Below are 17,868 nucleotides of genomic sequence, written 5' to 3'. Positions count from 1 at the left end.
AGGCCGCGGCATGCCTAGCTCATTCGTGTGGATCGGGCTGGTGGCCGTGTGGCTGTTCGTCCTGGTGCCGATGCTTGTCAACAAGCGCCCCAGGATCCGGCAGACGAGTGACGCGGCACTCGCGACTCGAGTACTCCACCGCGGCGACAGCAACCCTGTTCAGCGCGGGCCGGCAGCAGGACATCGAAGCGATCCGAACTGGCAACCAGAACCAGTGCGCAGCAGCTACGACGCGGAGGACCAGATGGACACTCACGCAGAAGACGACTACGCCGGCGGTCGTGCACCGGTCGGAGAATTTGTTCCGGTTCGGCGCGGCCGAGGCGGATTCGACCCCGAAGCGGATGCCATCGCCCGGGAGGCGCGGTATGCATTCCGTCAGCGGACGTTGCTGGGACTTGCGTTCGTCGCGATTCTCTCGGGCGCTCTCGCATTGATCATCTCGCCGATGGTGTGGTGGTTGTTTGCGCTGACCGTGTGCGGCCTCGGCGGGTACATGGCGTACTTGCGTCGGCAGGTTCGGATCGAGCAAGAGATTCGCCGCCGTCGTACCGAACGCCTCAACCGATCGCGACTCGGAGTCGAATCGCACACCGACGAAGAGCTTCGCCTGATTCCGGCGCGACTGCGTCGGCCAGGAGCGGTTGTCCTCGAGGTCGACGACGAAGATCCGGTGTTCGATCACCTGGATCACTACGAAGAAGAGATCAGGCACACCGAGATGCGTCGCGCGTCCGGTCAGTGATCTTCTGGGCCGATCTCGTCGGGCCGAAAGTTCGTGTCGGGTGATTCCAACGGGAGTATTCGTTCCTGTTAGAGTTGCCGAGCACCGCTGAGGCGGTGGCACGGGGCTGTGGCGCAGTTGGTAGCGCGCTTCGTTCGCATCGAAGAGGTCAGGGGTTCGATTCCCCTCAGCTCCACCAAGAAGTACCAGCGAAAAGGGTCTTTCAACGAAAGTTGAACGACCCTTTCCTGCATTTTCAGGGCCTGCCCGAATTGCGAAGATTCGATCTGAGTGTGCGCCGTTTCATACGATTGCGACCGCTGATCCGGACCGTTGAGCTTCCAAGTGAGGGATGATCCTTGGGCGGATACATGTTTGCCGGAAATGTAACGAGGGTGTGTCCGGTGCGATAGGCACGGTGAGTCTGCCGCAGTTTTCCGCAGGTCGGACGTATGTGTCGGGGAGGAATGTCGATGAGCCAGCCACGACGGCTAGCGATGATGCTTGTTGCTGTGATGTGCCTGATGGGTATCGGCGTCCTTGCCGTATCGGTCTTCCCCGCCATCGTCGCCGCCCAACCTGGCGGCAACAGCGGTGGTGGCAACAACGGCAACGGCGGCAACAACGGCAACGGCAACTATGGCTGGCATTGTCACCGTCACAACTGCGGCACGACCGTAATTCCGACACCGACACCGACACCGACCACGACTGAGCCGACGACGACGACTGAGCCCACGACGACTGAGCCGACGACCACGACTGAGCCGACGACCACGACTGAGCCGACCACGACTGAGCCGACCACGACTGAGCCGACCACGACGACTGAGCCGACCACGACGACTGAGCCGACGACCACGACTGAGCCGACCACGACGACTGAGCCGACGACCACGACTGAGCCGACCACGACGACTGAGCCGACCACGACTGAGCCGACCACGACTGAGCCCACGACCAACCCTTCGGCGTCGCAACGTCCGAGCAGCAGCGCTTCCCCCGCGACCAACCCTTCGGCGTCGCAACGTCCGAGCAGCAGCGCTTCCCCCGCGACCAACGCAACTTCGCAGACCGAGAGTCCTTCGAGCCAAGCACCCTCCGAGACACAGTCTCCTTCCGAATCGCAGCCGAGTTCCGAGCAGTCGTCCGCGGTAGCGGCTCCGCCGGCTGGACCGTCTGATCCGCAGGGACCGTCAGCGGGCGGCGGAGCGCCTGCACCCTCTGCCGGTGGACCGGCAAACGCTGCGCCGGGCGCAGTCGCAGCCCCTTCCGCACCCGAGGTTCTGGCCGCACCCGCACCCGTAGCTCCGCAGGTACCGTCGAACGTTCCGAACGTCGCGGCTCCGACTGACAACCCGCAGGCATTTCCGACGGCGTTCACTCAAGGGCTTCCGCCGATTCTCAACGCCGCCGCCGTCGCCGGCGGTGTAGGCGGAATGGCAGTGGTAGCGGCCGGTGCGGGAGCACTGACTTTCCGCGGAGCATCGCTGCAGAAGGCACGATTGGCTGCCGCGCGTGCCGAATTCCTGGCACCCGGATCACAGGGAGGTGCGTGAGTCGTGCCGGACAGACGTTCACATCGCCGCGTTCTGGCCGCGGTGGATGCCGTATGCGACGCAGCAGCGTCGTCGGAGGCAGTGTCACTGCTGACGGTGGTGCAGACAGTCGCCCGCGAGCGTGGGCGCCCGATCGAGATCGATCTGGAAACCCCTCTCGCCACCGGAGTGTGCGGTCAGCGCCGGGCCTACGACGACCACGACGTCATCGTTTTGGCTCCCGGACTACCCAATGTCGAGCGGACTCTGGCACATGAGTTGGGGCACATAGTGTTTCGCCACGAGGGTGCCGAGATCGCCGAGGCGACGCTCGAGGTCAGTGACGATTTGATCGCCTACATGTTGAGTCAACGTTCTCTGCGGCGCAACGAACCCGTGCCGATGGACGACATCGCGGAGTGGGAAGCCGAGACGTTCGCGTCGATGTTGATCATGCGTCTGCGAACGATGAGTGGCCGTGGGACACCGCTGTCGGTGTTGCGGTACGACGAGGCGATCGGATGATCTTTTGGGCTGTGGCCCTTCTCGTCTGGGTTGCAGCCGGCGCGAGACTGGGTCGAGTTGTCGCGCGCACCGCGACGCCGTTGCGAATGTCGATGGTCTTTGCAGGCTTCTCGGTCGCATTGTCGTCGACGGTCATGGTGCCGGCGGTATGGGACATCGTCGATCGCATTGCGCCGGAGCAGCATGCCGCCGCGATGATCGTCATCGTCTTGTGGACAGCGTTGTCTGCGGCCAGTGCAGTCGGCGCCGTGTCTGCGTGGCCGGTGATGTCACGTCCGGCTATGCGCGGCCTCGCCACCGTGCTGTACTCGGTGGGGCTCCTGGTGGCGATCGCGGTTCTCTTCGGCTACCCGGCGCCGGCTCTGATCTTTATCATCGTCGCTCTGTCCCTTGTCATTTCGACGGGGCTACGGCACGTTGCGTGGGCGCCGTTGGGGCGCGGAATCGCGTTGATCGTGACCGGTTCGTCGATCCTGCTCGTCGTGGTCGTCGTGATGCTTGTCGAATCGATCGGTGGCACCGGCGCACTCGAATCGGATATCTGGACGGGCGCAGGGGTGTGGTTCATCGCTGCCTCGAGTGTTCTGATTGCGCTGGGCATCACGTGGGTGCTTCTCGAGACCTGGTTACGTGCGCGACGAGATCTGTACCGGCTGCGGCGGATGCACGCGCTTCTCGTCAAGCGATTCCCCGAGGTAGTCGACGCGGACAGCGCCGGGAGTACGTCTGTGCTGCGGGCATCGGACATGATCGCGCAGATCATGGATGCGATGTACATCCAGTCCGGCGCCGGGATGTTCGACGTCGGTGGTCAGGAACCGCCGCGGGCCGTCACTGCACACGCGGGGATTTTGGCGGGGTGGATCGCCGATCCCTTGGCCTCGGATGTGTTGGACACCAGGTGGATTGCGCCTCCTGAGAAGATGTCGGCGCGCCGATGGGTGTTGTTGTTGGCGAAAGAACTCGATGAAACGACAAAAGTAGGTCGACGTTCGTAGTCGACCTACTCCATGTCATTGCAGTGCTCGAGATCGAGTCAGTGCTTCAGCACGGTCACATCAGCGTGACGCGTCAGGCGGAACCTCTGGCAAACCTTCACTCGCGCGGAGCTTTTCAGCCATCGTGGTGAGTAGATTCTGCGATTCTTCCGAGAGGTCGAATGCACGGCTCGAGAGGCGGCGAAGCCCGTAGCCTTGGAGCTGTGAGAGCAGTTCGAGATCGTGATCGATCTTGGCTGCGTAGATGTCGTTGAAGAAGTAGTCGGGCTTCACCTTGAAGAACCGGGCGAAGGCTGCGACTGTCTCGTCTGAGGGGTTGGTGCGCTGTCCCGAGCGGAGCTGCGAGATGTACGGCTTGGAGATCTGATGGCCGTCTTCGATGAGCGCTGCCGCAACCTCGGCGTTGGTATGGGGTTTGCGCCCCGGAGGATGAACACTGTCGAACAGTTTGTTCAATCGTTCTGCAAAGTCAGCCATTGTGAACCGCCCCGTAATCCTCTCTAGCTAGCAATTGTCCGTTCAGTGAATCCTACGGTATCACGCGGATAACCGATCGGTAGCTCACCGTAGTCTGTTTAGTGGACTAGTTGTCAAATGTGTCCGAGATTCGATTCGTCCGCCCAATGAGTGCTCAGCTATGTCTCAGCGCACATTGAGTTTCCGCCACACGGAAATGTGCAGCTACGACTGCGCTATTCGAACCTTCCAGTACTTGGCCAATCTGCCCAATATCAAACCTTTTACCCGTTTTGGCGATATTAGCTATGCGTTAGCCTGGTTTTTCACAACTATTTCGATTGAAAAACTGCAGTTCAAGCGATGTTTGAAGGTTTGGGGTCGCGATCAGGGTGGCTGGTTGCGATGTCATGCGGATCACCTCCGGGTTGAACCTTGAACGGTTTGCCGGATTGCGATCTGTGCTAGCTAAACCCTCCGAGTGGGTGCAGAATTGTGACATGAAACACACGATGAGCGATGATGAATTGCGCCGCGCAATCCGTGAAATTCAGGATCGAGCCCACGACGCACGCAAGCGTGGGGACGATGTAGCGGCGGAAGAACTCGACCGTACGGTCAAGGGCTATCAAGAGCAGATGATGCAGCGTCTCTAGTGCTCGCTGCGGTCGTCTCTGTGCGGTGTTTGCGCGGAGTGCGGCCGTGCCCCCCCAGGTCGTCTTGCGTGTTTCAGGGCGGCCGCATCGTGCGTGCGTAGACTTTCCCGCATGTCCACAGTACGAGTGCGGGGGAGTGTTCATCCATGTCTGTAAGGTCGCTCGACGGCAAGAAATGCCTGATCACCGGCGCCGGTAGTGGAATTGGACGTGCAACTGCGCTGCGTGCATCAGAGGTCGGCGCCGAATTGTTTCTCACCGATATCAACAGCGTCGGATTGGAAGAGACGGTCGCGATGGTCGGCGCCGGCGGCGGCACGGTCAGCATGGCGAAGGCACTCGATATCTCGGACTACGACGAGGTCGTGAAATTCGGTACCGAGATTCACACTCAATTTTCTTCGATGGATGTCGTCATGAATATCGCCGGCATTTCAGCGTGGGGAACTATCGAGAACCTCGAACATCGGCATTGGAAGTCCATGGTGGACGTCAACCTGATGGGGCCGATCCATGTCATGGAGACGTTTGTTCCACCCATGATTCGTGCCGGCAAGGGTGGACACCTGGTCAACGTGTCTTCGGCTGCCGGACTTTTGGCCCTGCCGTGGCACGCCGCCTACAGTGCGAGCAAGTTCGGCCTTCGCGGGGTGTCCGAGGTGCTGCGATTCGATCTGAAGCGGCACGGAATCGGGGTCAGTCTGGTTGTGCCGGGTGGGGTGAAGACGCCATTGGTGGGAACCGTGGAAATAGCGGGTATCGACAGGAACGACCCGCGGGTCGAAAAACTCACGCACCGGTTCGAGGCGCGTGCTGTCTCCCCGGAGAAGGTGGCGTCGTGCATTCTGCGGGGAATCGAGAAGAATACGTACCTCGTATATACGTCCAATGACATCCGATTCGGATACTGGTGGGCGCGCAAATTCGCCCTGCCTTACGAGTTCGTGATGCAAAAAGCGAACGACCAGTTCAGTAAATTGCTCAAGCGATGAGCGTTAACTCCGCCGGGACTTTTATCTAGTCGAATAGGGACCAAAGTCATGCCGAAGAGTTTTCACTTCGATATCGAATTCAAATATCCGATCGACGACGTGCATCGAACTTTGACCGACCCGAATTATTGGAAAGGCAGACTCGGAGACCTTTATGCCACCTCGGACATCGAAGTTCGAGACGGATCGATCGAAGTATCCGTGTCCGAGGAAATCGACTCCGCCTCCCTCCCGAGCCTGGTCGCCAAGGTTGCGCCGAGTCGGCTCGGTCTGAAACGGGTCGATCGGTGGGGACCTCTGTCGGACGGGCGTGCAGCAGGGTCGGTCACCGGAATCGCGCGGGGACTGCCGATCCGAATCGAGACGACGCTCGATCTCACCGCCGCCGAGTCCTGCACGCGGTTGGTCGTCGACGGAACGGCTGAGGTGAAGATGCCGATCATCGGCGGCCAGATCGAGAAGTTGCTGAAGAAGACCGTCGAGGACTTGCTGGGGCGCGATCGGGACGCCGTTGAGTCATTTCTCGCCTGAGCCTGCACCGAAATCTACTTCCAGAACGCGCGCACCCGGGCCGGCGGATGCGAGTTGATCGTGCGGGTTGGCGAGGGCGCACCCCTCCAACGAGAGGCACCCGCAACCGATGCAACCGGTGAGGTTGTCCCGTAGACGTTCCAGTTGCTCGATGCGTAGATCGAGGTGGCGCCGCCACCCGGTCGACAATCTTTCCCAATCTGCGCGGTTCGGGGTACGGCCTTCAGGAAGTGTGCCGAGGGCCTCTCTGATTTCCGACAGCGGAATGCCGACGCGTTGCGAGATTCTGATGAAGGCGACGCGTCGAAGCGTGTCTCGTTGGTATCGGCGCTGGTTTCCGCTGGTCCGGCGACTGACGATGAGGCCTTCTCGTTCGTAGAAATGCAGGGCCGAGACGGCGACACCGCTGCGCTCGGAGAGCTGGCCGGGCGTGAGTTCCTTTGCCTTCCACGACGGCATCTCCATGGCGACTACCGGTCCGTCGCGCGGTGGAGGGTGGCGTGGAGATGATGCGTCAGCGGGGTGTCGCCGTGCGCCATCCACAGGTCGTATGTCAGCGTGTCGCCCTGAACGCGCATGACTCGCCGAACGTCGTGAACCGGTTTTGCGTCGGGTGATGCTGCGAGCGTGAGACGGGTCAAGGCGAGAGTGCCTTCGGAGTCGAGGGTGCCGCGATGGATCTCGACGAATCCGGTGGGCTGGCTGACCAGCAATTCGAGCTCACCACCCGGTGTTGGGCGCAGGTATCCCGATTCCATGTGAAGCGGTCGTCCGTCGGGGAGCCCACGAGTGCGCGACGAGTAGGTGAGAAACGGTTTCGGGGTGGGCGCGAACTCGATCTCCTCGGAGTACTCGAAGTCGTCGATGGTGGGGAAATGTCCGGCTCCAGCGCCGACCCAGCGCCCGGTGAACCTCTCGATTCCGGCGCCGTTCAGCGCCGCCTGATCCGTACTACTCATTGCCTGGTCCTCTCGCCTGCGTCGGATCAGACGTTACGCGGGCCGGTACGACAGCTGCTTGTCCCTGCTGGGTGGGGCCTACGGGATTAGTGTTCACTCATGAACGCTTCTGGCTCCGTCCCCCTCGGTGTCGATTCCGAGGTGGGCCGATTGCGATCGGTCATTCTTCATCGTCCTGGCGACGAGTTGAAACGATTGACTCCGCGCAACAACGACGAGCTGCTGTTCGACGCGTTGCCGTGGGTGGACCGCGCGCAGGAAGAACACGATCAGTTTGCGACCGTCCTTCGTGAGCGCGGCGTCGAGGTACTGCTTTTGTCCGATCTCCTCACCGAGGCGCTCGAGGTCAGTGGCGCAGCGAGGATCCAGGGAATCGCGGCCGCCGTCGACGCACGCAAGATCGGCCACGCGCTCGGGCAACACCTGGCCGCCTACCTGCGAAAGGTGGAGCCGAAGGAGCTTTCGTCGATCCTTACTGCAGGAATGACGTTCGACGAATTGCCGATCGATGCCGACTCGACCTCGTTGGTGCGCAGGATGCATCACGGCGGTGACTTCGTGATCGACCCGTTGCCCAACTTGCTCTTCACCCGTGATTCGTCGTTCTGGGTCGGGCCACGGGTCATCATCACGTCCTTGGCGTTGTCAGCGCGAGCTCGCGAATCCTCGATAACGGATCTCGTCTACGCGCATCACCCTCGATTCAAAGGCGTGCGCCGCGCGTACGAGTCGCACACGGCTCCTGTCGAGGGAGGTGACGTGCTGCTTCTCGCGCCGGGGGTGATCGCAATCGGTGTCGGTGAACGTACGTCACCCGCCGGAGCAGAAGCATTGGCGCGTAGCGTGTTCGACGACGGCCTCGCCCACACGGTGTTGGTTGTTCCGATCGAGCAACGCCGAGCGTCGATGCATCTCGACACGGTCTGCACCATGGTCGAGGCCGACGCGGTCGTCATGTATCCGGCCATTCAGGACACCCTGGCGGCGTTCACTCTGCGCAAGGAAGACGACGGGGTGAGTATTCGCGGTGCGACGCCGTTCCTCGAAGCGGCGGCCGACGCCATGGGAATCGGAAAACTGCGTGTGATCGACACCGGACTCGACACGGTGACTGCCGAGCGTGAGCAGTGGGACGACGGAAACAACACCCTCGCCGTCGAGCCTGGCGTCGTCGTCGCTTACGAGCGCAACGTCGAAACGAACGCCAGGCTGGAGGCCTCGGGTATCGAGGTTTTGCGAATCGCGGGTTCGGAACTGGGGTCCGGCCGAGGTGGTCCTCGGTGCATGTCCTGCCCGATCGCCCGCGATCCGCTGTAAGCCGTCGACGCTGTCAGAGAATTTCTTCCACCTTGGCTGCAGGCCGCGCGAGGACGGTGCCTTTGTCGGTGACCACGAACGGGCGTTCGATCAGAATTGGGTGCTCGATCATCGCGTCGAGGATCTCGGATTCGGATGCATCGGCGAGCCCGAGTTCCTTGTACTGCGTTTCGCGCTTGCGAACGGCTTGGCTGGGCTCGAGGCCGGCGTCGGCGAGGAGTTTTTCCAGCTCGGATCGGGTAGGCGGAGTATCGAGGTACTTCACAATGGTCGGTTCGATGCCGGCGTCGCGGATAAGTCCGAGAACAGTCCGCGACGTGTTGCACCGTTGATTGTGGAAGATGGTTGCAGATGCCATGTCCGTCATTCTGCCTCTGTGTCCGAACTCGTGGGACAAACAGGGGAACAACGGACACCTCCGGCGCGCTGCACTTGAAGTACCGACTTGTGAGGAGAAAACGATGACGGAACATCGAAGTGTGGACGAACGGCGCGTGGTCATTGCCGGTGGGCACGGCAAGATCGCGCAGCACCTGACGTACCTGCTGGCAGGACATGGTGATCGGCCGGTAGCGCTGATCCGCAACTCCGCGCACGAGGGTGCGGTCCGCACACTCGGCGCGTTCCCCGTGGTGATCGATCTGGAATCCTCCACGGTCGAGGAAGTTGCGAAGGTACTCGACGGTGCCGACGTCGCGGTCTTCGCCGCGGGCGCCGGACCTGGTAGCTCGATCGAGCGGAAGGACTCCGTAGACCGAGCTGCGGCGGTGCTGTTGGCCGATGCCGCCGAGAAAGCGGGAGTGCGTCGGTTCATTCAGATCAGCGCCATGGGTGCTGGTGACGAAATACCGGAGAACACCGACGAGATTTTTGCCGCCTACCTGCGGGCGAAGACGGCAGCGGAGGAAGACCTGAAGACAAGGACTTCGCTGGATTGGACGATTCTTCGGCCAGGACTTCTGACAGACGACGACCCCACCGGTGAAGTCCTTCTTGCAGAGCCACCCGTCGATCGAGGCTCTGTGCCTCGTGCAGATGTCGCCGCAGTGATCGAAGCGCTCATCGACGCGCCGTCCAGTGTCGGCAAGATATTGGTTCTGACCTCCGGCCCGCATACGATCCGCGAAGCGATCGAGGGTTTGTGAGAGAGAAGATGCTGTGACCGAGAAGATACGACGAGGGTGACGATGAAGATCGCGATCGAACACGATTCCTCCACAGCTCCGTACGACCAACTGCGGCAACAGATTATCGAGCAGGTTCACGGCGGCGGATTGATTGCGGGAACCAAGATCCCGACGGTGCGTGCATTGGCTTCGGAGCTGGGATTGGCGGCCAACACCGTCGCGAAGGCTTATCGCGCGCTCAGCGATCAGGGCGTGATCGAGACGAGGGGAAAGCAAGGGACGTTCATCGCTTCGGGGACCGATCCGGTGCAGGCGCAGGCGGAGCAGGCGGCGACCGCGTTTGCGCATAAGGTCCGCTCGCTCGAGTACTCCGACACTGAGATCGTCGCCATGGTGGAGTCGGCATTGAGAGGTGCGTGACACATTGATTAAGTTGACGCTTCAACTTAAAGCTGTCAGTCTTGGCTCATGAATTCGTCGATTGCTCGTGACCTCGGACTCCTCATCGCCCGTGTCGGCCTCGGGATCATCTTCATCGCCCACGGTTGGCAGAAGTTCTTCACCTACAAGATCGCCGGAACGCAGGCCGCATTCGAAGGGATGGGCGCCCCGCTCCCCAAGATTTCTGCAGTTCTGGCAGCATCCATCGAACTCGGTGGCGGCATCCTGCTCATCGCGGGTCTGCTGACCCCGCTCGTCGGCGCACTGCTGTTCCTCGACATGGTCGGCGCGTTCTTCATCGTGCACGCCGACAAGGGCGTCTTCATAGACAACGGCGGCTATGAACTCGTCGTCGCACTCGGTGTCGGTTCGCTCTTGATCGCTGTTATCGGCGCAGGACGCATCAGCATCGACGGATTGATCGGCAAGGGCAACGGTTGGGTTAAAACCCCAGCTTGATCGGGGTGAGAAGGCGGGTTCAACGGCTGTTGAGCCCGCCTTCCAGCTTGCTTTTGGCCCACAAAGTGACGAACGTAGTCATCTATGGTGACGAAATCTGATCGATCCGAACAAGATTCCGGGGCCAACGAAGAGCGCCCGGAGACGGGCTTTACTCGGGTAGGCGTTCGGACCGACTACGTGGTGTTTTCCGTGGCGGCCGCAGCGGTGCTGGCTATTGTCGTGTGGGGTCTCGTAGCTCCCGACAACCTGAACTCGGTAACCGGAAGTGTTCTCGGCTGGTTGGTGACGAACATCGGCTGGCTCTTCGTACTCGCAGCTTCGGCTTTCGTGCTGTTTTCCATCTACCTCGCTGTCAGTCGATTCGGCGACATTCCGCTGGGCAAAGACGGTGAGAAGCCCGAGTTCCGAACCGTCAGCTGGATCGCCATGATGTTCAGCGCCGGCATGGGCATCGGCCTGATGTTCTTCGGTGTCGCGGAACCGCTTGCGCACTACGTGACTCCGCCTCCCGGTACCGACGGTGGCGTCGGAACTGCCATGGCTACCACCATGTTTCACTGGGGTCTTCATCCTTGGGCGATGTATGCCGTTGTGGGCCTTGCCATTGCGTACGGGTCGTATCGCCGAGGACGCAAGCAACTGTTCAGTTCGGCCTTCATCCCGTTGCTCGGTCGCAAAGCCGAAGGGCCGATCGGCAAGGTCATCGACATCCTGGCAATCTTTGCGACACTTTTCGGCACCGCAGCATCTTTGGGGCTCGGCGCACTTCAGATCGGCTCCGGTTTCGAGGTAGTCGGCTGGATGGAAGAAGCCGGCGTATTCCTGCTCGTGGCCATCGTTGCGGTGCTGACCCTGGCGTTCGTCGCTTCGGCAGTTTCCGGTGTGGCCAAGGGAATTCAGTGGCTCTCCAACATCAACATGGTGCTAGCGCTGATCTTGGCCCTGTTCGTGTTCGTTCTCGGGCCGACCGTGCTGATTCTCAATCTGCTCCCGACGACCATTGGTGCATACGTTTCCGACCTCGCCCAGATGTCGGCCCGCACGGGTGCATCGTCGAATCCTGAAACCGGCGCGTGGCTTTCGTCGTGGACGATCTTCTACTGGGCATGGTGGGTGTCCTGGACGCCGTTCGTCGGCATGTTCCTGGCCCGCATCAGCCGCGGCCGCACGATCCGCCAGTTCATCGTCGGCGTCATCGCCGTTCCCACGACTGTCAGCTTGCTCTGGTTCGCGATCTTCGGCGGCGCAGGCATCGGCGAGGAACGCGACGGAATCGGCTTGTCCGGCCGAGGCTCGGAAGAGGCTCAACTGTTCGGCATGCTCGACAATCTGCCGTTGGCCGGAGTGACGACTGTCCTGGTCATGCTGCTCGTCGCAGTGTTCTTCGTCTCCGGCGCCGACGCTGCGTCGATGGTGATGGGGACGCTCTCGCAGCGCGGAACGCTCGAACCGAGTCGCTGGGTCGTGGTGTTCTGGGGCATGTTGACCGGTGGCGTCGCGGCGCTTCTGCTGTGGACCGGTGGTTCCGAAGCGCTCGACGGCTTGCAGACCATGACGATCATCGCTGCGGCGCCGTTCGTGCTGGTCATGATCGGATTGTGCTTCTCGCTGTACAAGGATCTTTCGCACGACCCGATCATCATTGCGGCGAAGGAGCAGAAACGTGCTCTCCTACGCCCGCGCCGAGGACGCCGTGTGGGTAAGTCAGTGGAGTAGGACTTGAGCGGAGTAGGACTTGAACCGTGAAGGGGCACCGAACTGCGGTTCGGTGCCCCTTTTGTCGTCCGGTTATTTCCAGCTGGGCAACCACAGATGGTTCTGCCACGATTCCGGCGTGATCGGCATGGCGGTGAGTATCGGCCAGAGGTAGACGAAGTTGGCCACGACCAGACCGATGTACAGACTGACTGCCAGAAGTCCGGTGGTACGACGCTCGACGGACGCGCTCGCCTTGCCCAGTACATCGCCGAGGACCAGCGCAAATCCCATGACCATGAACGGGGCGAGTGCAACTGCGTAGAAGTAGTACATCTGGCGGTCGAGCGTCGCGAACCACGGGAGGTAAGCGGCACCGTAGCCCGTCAGGACCACGGCGTATCGCCAGTCCCTGCGCACGAACGTCTGCCAGATCGCCCACGCCAACATCGGTAGGGCCAGCCACCACATCGCCGGTGTGCCGATCAGCATCACGGCCTTGACGCAGCTGGCGGCCCCGCAACCGGTGACCTGCTCGCCGTCGGCGTAGTAGTAGAGCATCGGTCGTAGCCCCATCGGCCACGTCCACGGTTTCGACTCCCACGGGTGGTGGTTTCCGGCGGAGTTGGTCAGACCGGCGTGGAACTGGAGAACGTTTCCGCTGTAGTACCAGAGTGAGCGCAGCGCGGAGGGAATGAAGCTCCACGTGCCGCCCTCACCGATCTCGTTACCGACGGCGTGACGGTCGACGCCGGTCTCGCTGGTGAACCAGGCCCAGTAGCTAGCGAGGTACACACCGAGCGGAATGATCACCAACGCATACAGAGCAGGCCCGATGTCGCGAACTGCAGTGCCGACCCATGGGCGCTGCACGCGGTAGGCGCGGCGCGCTGACAGGTCGAAGGCAACACTGAGCAATCCGAAGAACAGAATGAAGTACATGCCGGACCACTTGGTTCCGCAGGCCAGGCCGAGCAGGATGCCGGCGCCGAACCTCCACCACCGGAAACCCAGCCGCGGACCCCAGGCAGAGTCGCCGATTCGGCCCTCTTCGTATACCTTCGCCATCCGTTCGCGGACTTGGTCGCGATCGACCACCAGGCATCCGAGGGCGGCGAGAACGAAGAAAGCCAGGAAGATGTCGAGCATCCCCAGGCGTGAGGAGACGAAGGTGACGCCGTCGACGATGAGCAGGATTCCGGCAATCGCGCCGATCAGCGTGGAGCGCGTCATGCGGCGCACGATCCGGATGATTAGCAAGACCATCAGTGTCCCGACCAGGGCCGACGAGAATCGCCACCCCCAACCGTTGTAACCGAAGAGTGCTTCGCCGATCGCGATCATCTGCTTACCGATCGGCGGGTGTACCACCAATCCGTAACCGGGATTGTCTTCGATGCCGCCACCGGTCAGAACTTGCCAGCCCTGCGGAACGTAGTGCTTCTCGTCGAAGACAGGTGTGCCGGCGTCGGTCGGGTAGGCGAGCATCGTGAAGCGTGTGATCGCCGCGATAGCGGTGACGAAAGCGGTGACGATCCAGCCGCGCAATCTGTCGGTCGGGCCGAAATCAGGATCCGGTACCAGCGGGCCGGGACTACGCATTACCCGATCGCTCGTGGCGGGCGTTGGCCGCTCGTCCGTCTGCACAGTCACCTGGCAATCGTAGGCTGTCAGGTATGACTGGTCGCTTGGTACTCGCCGCAACACCCATGGGAGATGTCGGTGACGCGTCTCCGCGTCTTCGGTCTGCTCTCGCAACCGCCGACGTCGTTGCTGCGGAGGACACACGACGCACCAAGTCTCTGGCGTCCGCGCTCGAGGTAACCATCACCGGGAAGATCGTCAGTTTCTACGATCAGGTCGAGATTTCCCGGCTGCCCGCGCTGGTCGCCGACGTCGCCGAAGGCAAGACCGTCCTGCTGGTCACGGACGCGGGCATGCCGTCGGTCAGCGATCCCGGATATCGCCTTGTCGCCGCCTGCGTAGCCGAGAACCTCGCCGTCACGTGCTTGCCCGGTCCGTCGGCGGTGACGACGGCGCTGGCACTCTCCGGATTGCCCGTCGAGCGGTTCTGCTTCGACGGGTTCCCGCCGCGCAAGCAGGGGCAGCGCAAGACGTGGCTCTCTGCCTTGGCAACCGAGCAGCGAGCGTGTGTGTTCTTCGAAGCGCCTCATCGCCTTGCCGACTGCCTCGCAGATGCGGTGGAAGTGCTCGGGCCGAATCGCCGCGCAGCCGTGTGCCGGGAATTGACCAAGACCTACGAGGAAGTGAAGCGCGGCACTCTCGGGGAGTTAGCTGCTTGGGCCGCCGAGGGCGTTCGCGGTGAGATCACGGTGGTGCTCGAAGGCGCAGTGCTGGTGGCATCTGATCCTGCCGATCTGGTCGACGAGGTGGAAAGGCTGGTCGAGGGGGGAGCACGATTGAAGGACGCGTGTGCTCTGGTCGCAACGGCCGGAGTCTCCAAGCGTGAGTTGTACGAGACGGTCCTGGCCGCTCGAAAGGACTAGCGGGAGCGGTTCACGGCGGGTGCGCCGGGATGCAGGTTGGCGTCGTCGGCTGCAGCCTGGCCGGCGTGCCAGCCTTCGGCGTCCACGGACCGTCCGCGAGTCTTGCGGGTTGTCGGGAACAATCGATCGAATTCGGCGTCGACGGCCTCGGATGTGGTGGCGAGGATCGGCAGAAGATCCGCGACGTCCATCGATGCCGCGTCGGCCGCTTCGGCGGTGGCTTTGGTGCCGGCGTCACGCAGGCGGTGTCCGATGCGGCTGGCGAACCCGGCCAGGAATCCCTTGCGGAACGAGGTGGTGCGTGAGCCGCCACGATTGCTCGAGTCGGCGAATTGCATTGCACGGGTTGCCTGTACGAGCAGGGAAGTGAACAGCATGTCGACTTGCTGAAGGTCGACCGGAGTGCCGACGACGGTCGCGAGTGCAATGTCGCTGAACCAGACAGTCCTGACTCGATTCGATTCGCCGATCTCGGTCAGGAGGTGAACCTTTTCCTTCACGTACGGGTTCTCGATGTGAATGCGTCGGGCATTGACGGATGTGTCGGTGACCCCGGCGCGACTGTGGAGCAGTGCGGAGTCGATTGCGTACCGGGTCATCAACTCCTGGGCCTTCGCGGTGAAAATCTCGGCTTCTTCCGCGAAGTTGGTTGCTTCCGCTTTGGCGAGTAGTCCACGAATTCGCTTGAGTACCTTGGCGTCGACCTCGGTATCGCCGACGCCGGCATAGCTGGTATCGGTGCGTTGCGACGGCCAGGTGGATGGTGGCGCGAGCAACACCGTCCACTGAGGTAGGCGCATCCACGATCGCGCGACGTCGACGATCTGCGAAACGAGGAAGTAGGGATCCTGGAACAGAAGGCCGGCCGCGAGGGAGCGAAAAACGTCGTCGTCCACGGTGATTCGAGAAGCGATGTGCCGAGACTTCGGATACTGCTCGCCGATTGTCTGCAACTGCCCCACCCATTCGAGCGGAGCGCGATCGGAGGCGCGGGATGCGTTCGCGTCGAACAGGATGGTGGTGGCAGCGAGATCGGCGTCGGACGCGTCTTTGCTTCGGCGAGCCAGATGGATCAGATCCGCCGGTTGCCATCCGCGTTCGTAGGCGGCCGTCAGTTCGCTGACGAGACCCTGCGCCGCAGAGACGGATTGAGGGCTGACCTCCTGAGTGGACACCCGTGCTCCGTTCCAAGGCAGTGTCTGCGCCGAAGCGCTGGTTCGAATGTATGTTCTATTCGTCGTCATGGCTGGAGTGTGCACGTGGGGTCCGACACATCCGCCTGTAACCGGATATCTCGGACCCCACGTGCGGCACTCTCGCTTAGCTCATTCCTCGACGAAGCGGGGGAAAACTGGCGCCGGAGCAGGCAGTTTCCGGTTCGCGTCGATGCGAACCGCGATGTCGGTGAACTGACGGTTCTCTTCGCTCTGACCGAGTAGATCGAGGATGCGTGACGCCGCGTCGGGCATGACGGGCTGAACGAGAAGGCCGACGATACGGACAACTTCGATCGTCACGTAGAGGACCGTTGCCATCCGTGCCGGATCGGTCTTGCGCAGAACCCACGGTTCCTGCTTGGAGAAGTACCGGTTGGTCTCTCCGAGGACGCCCCAGATGGCTTCCAACGCGAGATGCAGTGCTTGCACGTCGAACTCGCTGCGGCACTTGGCAAGCAAGGCATCCGCCGACGCCAGCATCGCCAGGTCGTCCTCGGTGAACTCACCGGGGGTGGGGACCTGGGCGTCGCAGTTTTTCGCGACCATCGTCAGTGAACGCTGCGCGAGGTTGCCCAGTTCGTTGGACAGGTCGGCGTTCATGCGAGTCACGATTGCTTCGTGGCTGTAGCTGCCGTCCTGGCCGTACGAGATCTCGCGGAGCAGGAAGAAGCGGACCGCGTCGAGGCCGTACTGATCGACCATCGCGATCGGATCGACCACGTTGCCGACCGACTTCGACATCTTCTCGCCCTTGTTGTACAAGAACCCGTGGACGAAGACTCGTTCCGGCAGTTCGATGCCGGCAGACATGAGGAACGCCGGCCAGTACACGGTGTGGAACCGTGTGATGTCCTTGCCGATGATGTGCAGGCTCGCGGGCCAGAACTTCTTGAACTCCTCCGAGTCGACGTTCGGATAGCCCACGCCGGTCAGGTAGTTGGTGAGTGCGTCGACCCAGACGTACATGACGTGGTCGGGGTCTCCGGGAACCTCGACGCCCCAGTCGAACGTGGTGCGCGAGATCGACAGGTCCTTGAGGCCGCCCTTGACGAAGCTGACGATCTCGTTGCGACGTGTCGCGGGGGCAATGAACTCGGGATGCTCTTCGTACAGAGCGAGCAAACGGTCCTCGTAGGCCGAGAGACGGAAGGTGTAGTTGGACTCCTCGGTCCACTCCACCGGAGTGCCGGTCTCCGTCGACTGACGGGTGCCGTCGTCCAGAAGCGTGGTCTCGGCTTCGGTGTAGAAGGCCTCGTCACGAACCGAATACCACCCCGAGTACGTGTCGAGGTAGATGTCGCCCGATGCGGCCATCTTTTCCCAGATCGCCTTGCTGGCGATCTGATGATCGGCGTCGGTGGTGCGGATGAACCGGTCGTACGAGATGTTCAGGACCTTGTCGAGGTTCTGGAACACGTCGGAGTTCCGAGCCGCGAGTTCGCGGACGTCGATGCCCTCTTTGATCGCTGTCTGCTGCATCTTCAGACCGTGCTCGTCGGTGCCGGTCATGAAGAACACTTCATGACCGTCCAACCGCTTGAAGCGGGCGAGCGCGTCCGAGGAGATGTACTCGTACGCGTGGCCGATGTGCGGAGCGCCGTTGGGATACGCGATCGCTGTCGTGATGTAGAACGGCGATCGTTCCGCGCCTTCCGGGGCAGCGGAGTCCGGGCGCGGGGTCTGGGAGGGTGAGGCAGGCACAGTCATGGTGGGCTTACTCTAT

General features: G+C 61.8%; 21 protein-coding genes and 1 tRNA gene. 13 read left to right on the top strand and 9 right to left on the bottom strand.

Annotated elements, in window-relative coordinates:
* The first annotated feature begins 10 nt into the window (after positions 1 to 10).
* A complete protein-coding gene (gene sepX / locus PCS43_RS14400) occupies positions 11 to 745 on the top strand; it encodes a divisome protein SepX/GlpR (protein WP_007727521.1) in 735 nt (244 codons plus the stop codon).
* Between the two features lie 102 nt (positions 746 to 847).
* Positions 848 to 923: transfer RNA gene (locus PCS43_RS14395), tRNA-Ala, on the top strand.
* Positions 924 to 1,215: 292 nt separating this feature from the next.
* On the opposite strand, the gene PCS43_RS14390 is transcribed toward PCS43_RS14395, so the two are convergent.
* A complete protein-coding gene (locus PCS43_RS14390) occupies positions 1,216 to 1,380 on the bottom strand; it encodes a hypothetical protein (RefSeq protein ID WP_209909576.1) in 165 nt (54 codons plus the stop codon).
* Between the two features lie 2 nt (positions 1,381 to 1,382).
* Positions 1,383 to 2,108, bottom strand: coding sequence for a hypothetical protein (locus tag PCS43_RS14385; protein WP_270923062.1), 726 nt, complete (start codon positions 2,106 to 2,108; stop codon positions 1,383 to 1,385).
* A 178-nt stretch (positions 2,109 to 2,286) separates the two neighbouring features.
* Between PCS43_RS14385 and PCS43_RS14380 the strand changes: the two genes are divergently transcribed.
* Both PCS43_RS14380 and PCS43_RS14375 read left to right on the top strand, forming a co-directional pair.
* Positions 2,287 to 2,787 carry an ImmA/IrrE family metallo-endopeptidase gene (locus PCS43_RS14380; protein ID WP_003946241.1) on the top strand — a complete coding sequence of 167 codons (501 nt, stop codon included), beginning with the start codon at positions 2,287 to 2,289 and terminating at the stop codon, positions 2,785 to 2,787.
* The gene (locus tag PCS43_RS14375) at positions 2,784 to 3,785 is read left to right on the top strand and encodes a hypothetical protein (protein ID WP_003946245.1); all 1,002 of its coding nucleotides are present in this window, start codon (positions 2,784 to 2,786) and stop codon (positions 3,783 to 3,785) included. The genes PCS43_RS14380 and PCS43_RS14375 overlap by 4 nt, the downstream gene beginning before the upstream one ends.
* A gap of 60 nt (positions 3,786 to 3,845) precedes the next feature.
* Here the strand turns inward: PCS43_RS14375 and PCS43_RS14370 are convergent, their stop codons facing one another.
* Entirely contained in the window at positions 3,846 to 4,262 is a 417-nt protein-coding gene (locus PCS43_RS14370; RefSeq protein WP_003946231.1) for a helix-turn-helix domain-containing protein, read from the bottom strand.
* Between the two features lie 479 nt (positions 4,263 to 4,741).
* Between PCS43_RS14370 and PCS43_RS14365 the strand changes: the two genes are divergently transcribed.
* The 3 genes from PCS43_RS14365 (at position 4,742) to PCS43_RS14355 (ending at position 6,420) form a co-directional block, all read left to right on the top strand.
* Positions 4,742 to 4,897, top strand: coding sequence for a hypothetical protein (locus PCS43_RS14365; RefSeq protein WP_003946253.1), 156 nt, complete (start codon positions 4,742 to 4,744; stop codon positions 4,895 to 4,897).
* A 146-nt stretch (positions 4,898 to 5,043) separates the two neighbouring features.
* On the top strand, positions 5,044 to 5,889 hold the full coding sequence (locus PCS43_RS14360) for an SDR family oxidoreductase (RefSeq protein ID WP_007729029.1): 846 nt from the start codon (positions 5,044 to 5,046) through the stop codon (positions 5,887 to 5,889).
* 48 nt (positions 5,890 to 5,937) lie between these two features.
* Entirely contained in the window at positions 5,938 to 6,420 is a 483-nt protein-coding gene (locus PCS43_RS14355) for a DUF2505 domain-containing protein (RefSeq protein WP_030536322.1), read from the top strand.
* Here PCS43_RS14355 and soxR read toward each other — a convergent pair.
* Together soxR and PCS43_RS14345 are read right to left on the bottom strand one after the other, a co-directional pair.
* Complete coding sequence (gene soxR, locus PCS43_RS14350; RefSeq protein WP_003946250.1) at positions 6,406 to 6,885, bottom strand: redox-sensitive transcriptional activator SoxR; 480 nt, start codon at positions 6,883 to 6,885, stop codon at positions 6,406 to 6,408. The genes PCS43_RS14355 and soxR overlap by 15 nt on opposite strands.
* Positions 6,886 to 6,890: 5 nt before the next feature.
* Positions 6,891 to 7,379: an FABP family protein gene (locus PCS43_RS14345; protein WP_003946270.1), complete on the bottom strand. Its 489-nt coding sequence runs from the start codon at positions 7,377 to 7,379 to the stop codon at positions 6,891 to 6,893.
* A 99-nt stretch (positions 7,380 to 7,478) separates the two neighbouring features.
* On the opposite strand from PCS43_RS14345, the gene arcA reads away from it, so the two are divergent.
* Positions 7,479 to 8,696, top strand: a complete 1,218-nt coding sequence (gene arcA, locus PCS43_RS14340; protein WP_003946210.1) for an arginine deiminase — start codon at positions 7,479 to 7,481, stop codon at positions 8,694 to 8,696.
* Positions 8,697 to 8,709: 13 nt separating this feature from the next.
* Here arcA and arsC read toward each other — a convergent pair whose 3' ends face one another.
* Positions 8,710 to 9,063: an arsenate reductase (glutaredoxin) gene (arsC, locus tag PCS43_RS14335; protein WP_003946209.1), complete on the bottom strand. Its 354-nt coding sequence runs from the start codon at positions 9,061 to 9,063 to the stop codon at positions 8,710 to 8,712.
* A gap of 94 nt (positions 9,064 to 9,157) precedes the next feature.
* Here arsC and PCS43_RS14330 point away from each other — a divergent pair, with 94 nt between their 5' ends.
* The 4 genes from PCS43_RS14330 (at position 9,158) to PCS43_RS14315 (ending at position 12,442) form a co-directional block, all read left to right on the top strand.
* Positions 9,158 to 9,841: an SDR family oxidoreductase gene (locus PCS43_RS14330; RefSeq protein WP_050654500.1), complete on the top strand. Its 684-nt coding sequence runs from the start codon at positions 9,158 to 9,160 to the stop codon at positions 9,839 to 9,841.
* A gap of 42 nt (positions 9,842 to 9,883) precedes the next feature.
* On the top strand, positions 9,884 to 10,243 hold the full coding sequence (locus PCS43_RS14325; RefSeq protein WP_209909570.1) for a GntR family transcriptional regulator: 360 nt from the start codon (positions 9,884 to 9,886) through the stop codon (positions 10,241 to 10,243).
* Between the two features lie 48 nt (positions 10,244 to 10,291).
* Complete coding sequence (locus PCS43_RS14320; protein ID WP_003946228.1) at positions 10,292 to 10,723, top strand: DoxX family protein; 432 nt, start codon at positions 10,292 to 10,294, stop codon at positions 10,721 to 10,723.
* 84 nt (positions 10,724 to 10,807) lie between these two features.
* Positions 10,808 to 12,442, top strand: a complete 1,635-nt coding sequence (locus PCS43_RS14315) for a BCCT family transporter (RefSeq protein WP_003946258.1) — start codon at positions 10,808 to 10,810, stop codon at positions 12,440 to 12,442.
* A 72-nt stretch (positions 12,443 to 12,514) separates the two neighbouring features.
* Here the strand turns inward: PCS43_RS14315 and PCS43_RS14310 are convergent, their stop codons facing one another.
* The gene (locus PCS43_RS14310) at positions 12,515 to 14,023 is read right to left on the bottom strand and encodes a dolichyl-phosphate-mannose--protein mannosyltransferase (protein ID WP_003946230.1); all 1,509 of its coding nucleotides are present in this window, start codon (positions 14,021 to 14,023) and stop codon (positions 12,515 to 12,517) included.
* A 74-nt stretch (positions 14,024 to 14,097) separates the two neighbouring features.
* On the opposite strand from PCS43_RS14310, the gene rsmI reads away from it, so the two are divergent.
* Positions 14,098 to 14,928, top strand: coding sequence for a 16S rRNA (cytidine(1402)-2'-O)-methyltransferase (gene rsmI, locus PCS43_RS14305; RefSeq protein ID WP_003946264.1), 831 nt, complete (start codon positions 14,098 to 14,100; stop codon positions 14,926 to 14,928).
* Here rsmI and PCS43_RS14300 read toward each other — a convergent pair.
* Positions 14,925 to 16,103, bottom strand: a complete 1,179-nt coding sequence (locus tag PCS43_RS14300; protein WP_209909566.1) for a DUF2786 domain-containing protein — start codon at positions 16,101 to 16,103, stop codon at positions 14,925 to 14,927. The two genes, rsmI and PCS43_RS14300, sit on opposite strands and share 4 nt — an antisense overlap.
* A gap of 150 nt (positions 16,104 to 16,253) precedes the next feature.
* Positions 16,254 to 17,852, bottom strand: a complete 1,599-nt coding sequence (gene metG, locus PCS43_RS14295) for a methionine--tRNA ligase (RefSeq protein WP_162113684.1) — start codon at positions 17,850 to 17,852, stop codon at positions 16,254 to 16,256.
* Between the last annotated feature and the right edge of the window lie 16 nt (positions 17,853 to 17,868).

The organism is Rhodococcus sp. C-2, from assembly GCF_027854095.1.
In the GTDB taxonomy this organism is placed as follows: domain Bacteria; phylum Actinomycetota; class Actinomycetes; order Mycobacteriales; family Mycobacteriaceae; genus Rhodococcus_F; species Rhodococcus_F qingshengii.
The sequence above is the reverse complement of the archived record's forward strand: the minus strand, read 5'-3'. Positions and strand labels throughout refer to the sequence as shown.

What these genes read in the sequence shown, in the direction of transcription:
- PCS43_RS14315 (WP_003946258.1), top strand. Translation starts at nt 10,808, where the DNA reads ATGGTGACGAAATCTGATCGATCCGAACAAGATTCCGGGGCCAACGAA.
- rsmI (WP_003946264.1), top strand. Translation starts at nt 14,098, where the DNA reads ATGACTGGTCGCTTGGTACTCGCCGCAACACCCATGGGAGATGTCGGT.
- PCS43_RS14355 (WP_030536322.1), top strand. Translation starts at nt 5,938, where the DNA reads ATGCCGAAGAGTTTTCACTTCGATATCGAATTCAAATATCCGATCGAC.
- PCS43_RS14325 (WP_209909570.1), top strand. Translation starts at nt 9,884, where the DNA reads ATGAAGATCGCGATCGAACACGATTCCTCCACAGCTCCGTACGACCAA.
- PCS43_RS14370 (WP_003946231.1), bottom strand. Translation starts at nt 4,262, where the DNA reads ATGGCTGACTTTGCAGAACGATTGAACAAACTGTTCGACAGTGTTCAT.
- PCS43_RS14310 (WP_003946230.1), bottom strand. Translation starts at nt 14,023, where the DNA reads ATGCGTAGTCCCGGCCCGCTGGTACCGGATCCTGATTTCGGCCCGACC.
- PCS43_RS14375 (WP_003946245.1), top strand. Translation starts at nt 2,784, where the DNA reads ATGATCTTTTGGGCTGTGGCCCTTCTCGTCTGGGTTGCAGCCGGCGCG.
- sepX (WP_007727521.1), top strand. Translation starts at nt 11, where the DNA reads ATGCCTAGCTCATTCGTGTGGATCGGGCTGGTGGCCGTGTGGCTGTTC.
- metG (WP_162113684.1), bottom strand. Translation starts at nt 17,852, where the DNA reads ATGACTGTGCCTGCCTCACCCTCCCAGACCCCGCGCCCGGACTCCGCT.
- PCS43_RS14345 (WP_003946270.1), bottom strand. Translation starts at nt 7,379, where the DNA reads ATGAGTAGTACGGATCAGGCGGCGCTGAACGGCGCCGGAATCGAGAGG.
- PCS43_RS14320 (WP_003946228.1), top strand. Translation starts at nt 10,292, where the DNA reads ATGAATTCGTCGATTGCTCGTGACCTCGGACTCCTCATCGCCCGTGTC.
- arcA (WP_003946210.1), top strand. Translation starts at nt 7,479, where the DNA reads ATGAACGCTTCTGGCTCCGTCCCCCTCGGTGTCGATTCCGAGGTGGGC.
- PCS43_RS14360 (WP_007729029.1), top strand. Translation starts at nt 5,044, where the DNA reads ATGTCTGTAAGGTCGCTCGACGGCAAGAAATGCCTGATCACCGGCGCC.
- PCS43_RS14330 (WP_050654500.1), top strand. Translation starts at nt 9,158, where the DNA reads ATGACGGAACATCGAAGTGTGGACGAACGGCGCGTGGTCATTGCCGGT.
- PCS43_RS14365 (WP_003946253.1), top strand. Translation starts at nt 4,742, where the DNA reads ATGAAACACACGATGAGCGATGATGAATTGCGCCGCGCAATCCGTGAA.
- soxR (WP_003946250.1), bottom strand. Translation starts at nt 6,885, where the DNA reads ATGGAGATGCCGTCGTGGAAGGCAAAGGAACTCACGCCCGGCCAGCTC.
- arsC (WP_003946209.1), bottom strand. Translation starts at nt 9,063, where the DNA reads ATGACGGACATGGCATCTGCAACCATCTTCCACAATCAACGGTGCAAC.